The organism is Vibrio sp. R15-SG3-ISO1A, from assembly GCF_059833955.1.
In genome coordinates, this window is sequence record NZ_JCBDGH010000070.1 from 151636 (window position 1) to 158083 (window position 6448).

At 49.8% G+C, this 6448-nt stretch carries 10 protein-coding genes; 5 read left to right on the forward strand and 5 right to left on the reverse strand.

Annotation, left to right across the window (positions count from 1 at the left end; genetic code table 11):
- Positions 1–124: 124 nt before the first annotated feature.
- Both AC6R0L_RS11790 and AC6R0L_RS11795 read right to left on the reverse strand, forming a co-directional pair.
- Entirely contained in the window at positions 125–952 is an 828-nt protein-coding gene (locus AC6R0L_RS11790) for an SDR family oxidoreductase (RefSeq protein WP_500629252.1), read from the reverse strand.
- A 24-nt stretch (positions 953–976) separates the two neighbouring features.
- Positions 977–1897 (reverse strand): TIGR01777 family oxidoreductase, encoded by a 921-nt coding sequence (locus tag AC6R0L_RS11795; RefSeq protein ID WP_500629253.1) that lies wholly within the window; start codon positions 1895–1897, stop codon positions 977–979.
- A gap of 223 nt (positions 1898–2120) precedes the next feature.
- Here AC6R0L_RS11795 and AC6R0L_RS11800 point away from each other — a divergent pair, with 223 nt between their 5' ends.
- From AC6R0L_RS11800 to yfcE, 5 genes are read left to right on the forward strand one after another with little or no spacing between them, the layout of a single operon-like run.
- Positions 2121–2855 carry a DUF1538 family protein gene (locus tag AC6R0L_RS11800; RefSeq protein ID WP_487903713.1) on the forward strand — a complete coding sequence of 245 codons (735 nt, stop codon included), beginning with the start codon at positions 2121–2123 and terminating at the stop codon, positions 2853–2855.
- On the forward strand, positions 2852–3646 hold the full coding sequence (locus AC6R0L_RS11805; RefSeq protein WP_487903714.1) for a DUF1538 domain-containing protein: 795 nt from the start codon (positions 2852–2854) through the stop codon (positions 3644–3646). Before AC6R0L_RS11800 ends, AC6R0L_RS11805 begins: the two co-directional genes overlap by 4 nt.
- Positions 3636–3986 (forward strand): P-II family nitrogen regulator, encoded by a 351-nt coding sequence (locus AC6R0L_RS11810; RefSeq protein WP_334551262.1) that lies wholly within the window; start codon positions 3636–3638, stop codon positions 3984–3986. The genes AC6R0L_RS11805 and AC6R0L_RS11810 overlap by 11 nt, the downstream gene beginning before the upstream one ends.
- The gene (locus AC6R0L_RS11815) at positions 3983–4393 is read left to right on the forward strand and encodes a CBS domain-containing protein (RefSeq protein WP_487903715.1); all 411 of its coding nucleotides are present in this window, start codon (positions 3983–3985) and stop codon (positions 4391–4393) included. Before AC6R0L_RS11810 ends, AC6R0L_RS11815 begins: the two co-directional genes overlap by 4 nt.
- Before the next feature lie 45 nt (positions 4394–4438).
- The gene (gene yfcE, locus AC6R0L_RS11820; protein WP_487903716.1) at positions 4439–4984 is read left to right on the forward strand and encodes a phosphodiesterase; all 546 of its coding nucleotides are present in this window, start codon (positions 4439–4441) and stop codon (positions 4982–4984) included.
- A gap of 39 nt (positions 4985–5023) precedes the next feature.
- Here yfcE and AC6R0L_RS11825 read toward each other — a convergent pair whose 3' ends face one another.
- The 3 genes from AC6R0L_RS11825 to AC6R0L_RS11835 form a co-directional block, all read right to left on the reverse strand.
- On the reverse strand, positions 5024–5302 hold the full coding sequence (locus AC6R0L_RS11825) for an Rdx family protein (protein ID WP_487903508.1): 279 nt from the start codon (positions 5300–5302) through the stop codon (positions 5024–5026).
- Positions 5303–5343: 41 nt separating this feature from the next.
- Positions 5344–5859 (reverse strand): regulatory protein ToxS, encoded by a 516-nt coding sequence (locus tag AC6R0L_RS11830; RefSeq protein WP_487903509.1) that lies wholly within the window; start codon positions 5857–5859, stop codon positions 5344–5346.
- Positions 5860–5868: 9 nt separating this feature from the next.
- Positions 5869–6448 (reverse strand): transcriptional regulator (locus AC6R0L_RS11835; RefSeq protein ID WP_500629254.1); only part of this gene is annotated, 580 nt, incomplete at its 5' end.

The window sequence follows — 6448 nt, forward strand, 5'->3', positions numbered from 1 at the left end:
ACGCTGTAATAATGAATTTTTATGTGGCCAAACCCAAAACGATGGGAGTTCGTCAGTGGCGCGAAGGCAACGATTTAAATCTTACTGTCTCAATATTACGATTAAATTACATACAGACGATTTTTTATGCAGCCTTGCTCAATAGTCGATCCAAGGCTCGGCTAGATAGTAGACGTTTTAGCCACCAAAGCACTCGCGTTGGCGTGGTAATTCTGTAGCGGATTTTGGGTTTTTCGGACTCCAAAGCATGAACCACAGGCGCAATACAGGCAGAGGCGGGAAGAACAAAGCGGTTGCTTGAAGTATCGTTGCCAAGTCTTGCTAATTGTTGCTCATAGTGCGCACGATGCGCGCTCTCTTCCACCTTGATCCAGCGTTGAAATGCCACCAAGGCGTTGGCGCGAAACTGCGTCTCTATGGGACCTGGTTCGATGAGGCTGATGTGAATGTTGGTGTCGGCCAGCTCGAGTCTGAGTGTGTCTGTCCACCCCTCAAGAGCAAACTTGGAGGCGTTGTACGCACCACGATATTTCATCGCCGCAAATCCAAGTACCGAGCTGTTTTGTACGATTCGCCCAGCGCCTTGCGCTCTCATTATCGGCAGAGCCAAAGAAACAAGATGATGCCAGCCAAAAAAATTGCTTTCAAACTGGGCGCGCAGGGCTTCTGTCGGGAGATCTTCCAATGCCCCAGGTTGACCGTAGGCCCCATTATTGAACAGAGCATCAAGTCGGCCGTTGCTTAATGCTAAGGCTTCATGAAAGCCTGTTTCGATACTTTGTGGATCAGAGAGATCCAGTTGTACCGACAACAACCCCTCTTGTTTTAATCGCTCAACGTCTTGTGCTTGACGACAAGACGCGATCACTTGGTATCCTCGCTGATGAAGGGCGTGGGCAACTGTATAGCCTATGCCGCTCGAGCAGCCTGTAATCAAAATGTATTGAGTCATGTTTGTGGTATTTATGATCCGTTGTTAGCGCCCTACGGGTTGCAAAAGGTGTTTGAGGGCGGGTTCAAGTCGTGAGTATTGGAAAGTGAAGCCCAGTTCGGTGAGCTTTTTGGGTTTCGCGCGGATGCTATCAAACAGCAAGGTCGCGCTCTCGCCCATCATCAGCTTCATTACCCATGCCGGTGTAAAAAGTACATGCGGCCGTCGCAGGCAACGAGCCATCGTCTGACTAAACAGAGTATTGATGACAGGGTGAGGCGCAGTGAAGTTGAACACGCCTTGGGCATGTTCGGTATCCAACAAGTAGACAATGGCACGCACCATATCCATCAGGTGTATCCAAGGCATATACTGCTTGCCAGTACCTATTGGGCCGCCTAATCCGAGGCGATAGGGGGGCAGCATTTTCTTTAGTGCCCCACCATCAGGACCAAGTACAATACCTGTTCTCATCAAACACACTCGCGTGTGCTGAGATTGTGCGCGCAGAGCAATCTGTTCCCAACGTGCACAGACTTGATGAGCGAAATCGTCATTGCTTTGCACTTGCAGACTTTCGTCAAACGGATGCGCTTGTTGGTCACCGTAGTATCCCACCGCAGAGCCACTGAGAAATACCGAGGGCGGCGCGGTGCTTGCGTGAATCAAGGCGACCAACTGCTCTGTCAGTTGCCAGCGACTTTCACAAATTAAGGATTTTTGGGTGTCAGTCCAGCGTTTGTCGGCAATGGGCTCTCCGGCTAAATTGATGACGGCGTCGAAGGGATTGAGATCATGAAAGTCGTCCAAACTGTCGATGAAGGAGAGATTGCCTTGTTTTAGGTGGGCGAGGACTTGCCGAGCGCGCGAGGGAGATCGGGTCAATACTGTCACTTCATGAGTGGTCAACTGCTTAAGCAGCTCTCTGCCAATAAACCCGGTTCCTCCGGTGAGCAAAATTTTCATTGCTGTCCCTTCTTTTTGATTTCTCGAATCATTATAGCGATCTCAAGCATGAATAGATCGCTCTTCACTCGGTTTGACCGCATCTTTGCTTATTGGCTCACTCGCCAACTCACAAAATGAAACATTCGTGCGTTCTATCGGGAGAGATGCCAGATTTATCACACTTAAGGATGAATTCCTTTGCCATGATAAATAGTGTGGATTTCATCGCAGCGGAGAGAGTATGGAAGCAATAAGGGCACTATTTCGTTCTTTAATGGGCAGCTTACGTGACTTACTGCCCATCATCGCTGTGATTGCTTTTTTCCAATTGGTCGTTTTGCAAGAGCCACTTCCCAACCTCCCTTCAATCGTATTTGGACTCGTGTTGGTGGTACTTGGGCTGAGTTTTTTTATTTTTGGCTTAGAGATGGGGCTGTTTCCCATCGGTGAATCCATGGCGCAAGCGTTTGCGCGTAAGGGGAGTGTCTTTTGGTTGCTGCTGTTTTCGTTCTGTTTAGGGTTTGGGACCACCGTTGCTGAGCCTGCTCTCACGGCAGTTGCCTCAGAAGCCGCAGAAGTGGCGGCGCAAGGAGGGATGATTGCCGACAGGCCGGAGGCGATGGATGATTACGCCAATGGCTTACGGTACACCGTCGCCCTCTCGGTGGGCTTTGCGATCATGTTGGGTGTGCTGAGAATTTTAAAAGGTTGGCCCATTCAGTATCTGATCATTGGTGGCTACATTGGCGTAGTGGTACTGACGATGTTTGCGCCGGAGAGTATCATCGGCGTCGCTTACGACTCAGGTGGAGTCACAACCTCCACCATTACGGTGCCTCTCGTCACGGCACTAGGGGTTGGGCTTGCAAGTGCGATCAAAGGACGTAACCCCATGATCGATGGGTTTGGCTTGATTGCGTTTGCCTCATTGCTGCCGATGATGTTCGTCATGGTGTACGGCATGGTGGTGGCATGATGGAATGGCAACACTTTTTTCATACTCTGCTTGGTACCATCACCGATGTGGTGCCGATTGCGACCATTATTTTCGGATTCCAGTTTGCCGTGTTACGACGCCCGGTCACCAACCTTGCTAAGGTATTGCTCGGTTTTGTCTATGTCATTCTCGGCTTATCTCTGTTTCTTATTGGTTTGGAGCTTGCGTTGTTTCCGCTTGGCGAGACGATGGCCACTCAATTAACGGCGCCCAGCTTTATCGATCAGTTTCGAGACAACCTAAGCGCACCACTTGAGTGGTTTGACTACTATTGGGTCTACTTGTTTGCCTTTTTTATCGGCTTTAGTACCACTATTGCAGAGCCGTCACTGATCGCCGTTGCCATCAAAGCCAATCAAGTCTCGGCGGGCAGTATCAGTGTCAATGGGTTGCGTATCGCGGTGGCGCTTGGGGTTGCGTTTGGTATCTCGCTTGGCAGCTACCGAATTGTGGTTGGCGATCCTATCCACTACTACATCATCGTTGGTTACATTGTGGTGGTGATTCAAACCTTTTACGCCCCTAAGCTGATTATCCCATTGGCTTACGACTCTGGCGGCGTAACGACCTCAACGGTCACCGTACCTTTGGTGGCCGCGCTTGGTCTAGGGCTTGCTTCTACCGTACCGGGCCGAAACCCAATGATCGATGGCTTTGGCCTTATCGCCTTTGCCAGCTTATTCCCCATTATTTCAGTCATGGGCTATGCACAAATGACAGATTGGCTGAATAAACGCGCCAATCAGGAGGATGAAACTAATGCGCTTTAAACTCATTATTGCGTTTGTCGAAGACAGCAAAACCGACGTGGTGCTTGATGCGGCGCGCACTGCGGGCGCTACGGGGGCCACGGTTATTAACAATGCCCGTGGCGAAGGATTAAAACAGAAGAAAACCTTTTTTGGTCTTACGCTCGATGTGCAAAAGGATGTGCTGTTGTTTGTGGTCGAGGAGCACTTATCGCGACACATACTGGAGACGATCAACGAGGTTGGAGAGTTTGATCAAACCTCTGGGCAAGGCATCGCGATTCAAATTGATATTGAAGATGCGGTGGGGGTCGCCCACCAAGTAGAAACATTGACTAAAGTGGTGGAGGATGAGTTATGAACAGTCATGATAGAGTGCAAGTGCGCGATGTGATGGCCAATACTTATGTCATCATTGATGGCTTAACGACCGTCAAAGAGGGAATCCAGCTTGCGCGCCAACACCAAGTCAAAGCGCTGGTGGTTGATAAGCGGCATGAAGGGGATGAGTACGGCATTGTGCTGATGAACGACATCGCGAAAAAAGTGTTGGCGCAGAATCGCTCGGCAGAGCGGACGAACATCTATGAAATTATGACCAAGCCTGCACTCTCCGTCAGCCCTGATATGAATGTGAAATATTGCGCACGCCTCTTTGAGCGTTTTGGTATCAGCCGAGCCCCTGTGATCGAGCATGGCCAGATTATTGGGATGGTTAGTTACAACAACATTGTGATTAACGGCATGCTCAATGATGACGATGTGTAGCTCAGTGCGTACAATAGCCTTATTTACGTTAAGGGTACGCATTAGGTGACTATTTTTATCGCGTCAGACATACACGGCAGCCTTCCTGCAGCCGAAGCACTGTTATCAGCCTTTTCAGCATCGGGTGCTAAGACTTTGGTGCTGCTTGGGGACATACTGAATCACGGACCAAGAAACCCGATCCCTGAGGGGTACAACCCGGCCGAGGTTGCCAGTCGGCTCAATGAGTTTGCTGCGCAGATCATTGCCGTGCGTGGCAACTGCGACAGTGAAGTGGATCAGATGTTGCTCGATTTCCCTATTATGGCCGATTACGCCTGGCTGGTCTTGGAGTCGGGCACTCGACTGTTTTTAACCCACGGTCATCTGTACAACGCGGACAAGCGTCCAGCTCTAAGCCCCAATGATGTGCTGGTTCATGGTCATACTCACATCCCAGTGGCGCAGCGAGATGGTGAACACTTCGTCTTTAACCCAGGTTCGGTGACCTTCCCTCGTAACGGCTTTGCGCCTAGCTACGGACTTTATGACGATGGCGAGCTGAAAACCGTCACTTTTGACGATGAGTGCATCGTGAGCTGTCAGCTGTAAACACGGAATATTTGAGAATAAGGCTAGTACACCTTTGGGCTACTTGGTATCACTGTGGCCCAAATCTCTTTGTGGATCAATGATGTCGCGCACTCGTTGTTTCAACACTTTTGCTTCTGGGAAGCCACTATCGCGCTTTCTTTCCCACACCATCACGCCATTGCAGTGAATTTCAAATCGGCCACCGGTGTCTGGGTGTAACGATAGCGTATCGATCTCTTCACTAAAGGTGTGCAGTAGCTCCTGGCTGAGCCAAGTGGCACGCAGCATCCAATTACATTGGCGACAGTAGTAAATATCAATGTGTGCTTTTAGCATATGTTCTCCACAAAGAAGGGAGCCGAAGCTCCCTAGAGGTATTAATTGGTGAACAGCACCGTCGAGCCGTGGCTGAGGCTGGTCAGAAGCAAGGTCTTCTCATTGACAATATCTATGCGGCGGCTTTGCTGAGCATCCATCCTGAAGATCTGTGTGATAAGCTCTAACTGCTGCTCGGAAAAGTCGCGCGTTTGCGCAGACGAGACATCTTTGAACTCACTTGGAGTGATCAGCAAGTAATTATCACTGATGTCCCACTTACCGCTTTCCGAGATATTGATGATGCTTTCTAGTGAGTCGGTATCTGGAAAAAGGCGGACGGTAGAGACGCGGATGTAAGTGTTATTAGGTAAATATTTAACGTTTGAAACCACGTCCACTTTACGCAAAGGACCGATATCTTGTTCATGGCGCATTTGGTCAATTAGGGTGACCATTTTCGATTGCCATTCACTTGAGGTGAGGATTTTCTCAATTTTGATATCACTGCCCCAGTAGAGCCAACTACTTAACGCAGCAGAGATAATGGCGAGGCCAGCGGCGATTCTATGATTCATGGGTAACTCCTACTGGCATACTCGAGAGAGATCGTCTTGCTCGGCAACAATGCGCAAGGTGATGTTTTCACCTGATTGTTGAAGAGAGTGAATGTAGTTCAAGACTAACTGATTGTTTTGACCACCCGTAGCGATCACCTCTACAGGCGCTAAATCCCCTTGGCGTGTTTCGTTGTAGCGTTTGACGCACTGCTCGATAGAGGGCATCCACACGCTTAAATCTGGGTGGTTCAGCGGCGTTCTCACCGGTGTGCTATCGACCACTGTCAGCTCACGAAACTGCGTTTGCGCCGGTTTTGCTAGCAGGATGGCAAGGATAGGCAGCATGACGGTAATGACAAGCAATACCATCATCAAGGGCTTGTTGTTGGTTTTAGGTTTCTTGGTGTCCACCGTGCCGGCAGTGGTGTCAACGGTCTGGGACAATGACGCTGTTACATTCTCGTTGGTGTCGAACCCTGAAACGTTAGTATCTTGGCTGTCGTCCATCTCGTCGAGATCGTCACTGGTGACTTGAGGCAACGCTCTTTCAACCGGACAGATCAACTGGTAGCCGCGTTTAGGCACTGTTTTAACGTATTGAGGCGAC

What these genes read in the sequence shown, in the direction of transcription:
- AC6R0L_RS11825 (WP_487903508.1), bottom strand. Translation starts at nt 5,302, where the DNA reads ATGCTAAAAGCACACATTGATATTTACTACTGTCGCCAATGTAATTGG.
- AC6R0L_RS11805 (WP_487903714.1), top strand. Translation starts at nt 2,852, where the DNA reads ATGATGGAATGGCAACACTTTTTTCATACTCTGCTTGGTACCATCACC.
- AC6R0L_RS11795 (WP_500629253.1), bottom strand. Translation starts at nt 1,897, where the DNA reads ATGAAAATTTTGCTCACCGGAGGAACCGGGTTTATTGGCAGAGAGCTG.
- AC6R0L_RS11800 (WP_487903713.1), top strand. Translation starts at nt 2,121, where the DNA reads ATGGAAGCAATAAGGGCACTATTTCGTTCTTTAATGGGCAGCTTACGT.
- AC6R0L_RS11790 (WP_500629252.1), bottom strand. Translation starts at nt 952, where the DNA reads ATGACTCAATACATTTTGATTACAGGCTGCTCGAGCGGCATAGGCTAT.
- AC6R0L_RS11830 (WP_487903509.1), bottom strand. Translation starts at nt 5,859, where the DNA reads ATGAATCATAGAATCGCCGCTGGCCTCGCCATTATCTCTGCTGCGTTA.
- AC6R0L_RS11815 (WP_487903715.1), top strand. Translation starts at nt 3,983, where the DNA reads ATGAACAGTCATGATAGAGTGCAAGTGCGCGATGTGATGGCCAATACT.
- AC6R0L_RS11810 (WP_334551262.1), top strand. Translation starts at nt 3,636, where the DNA reads ATGCGCTTTAAACTCATTATTGCGTTTGTCGAAGACAGCAAAACCGAC.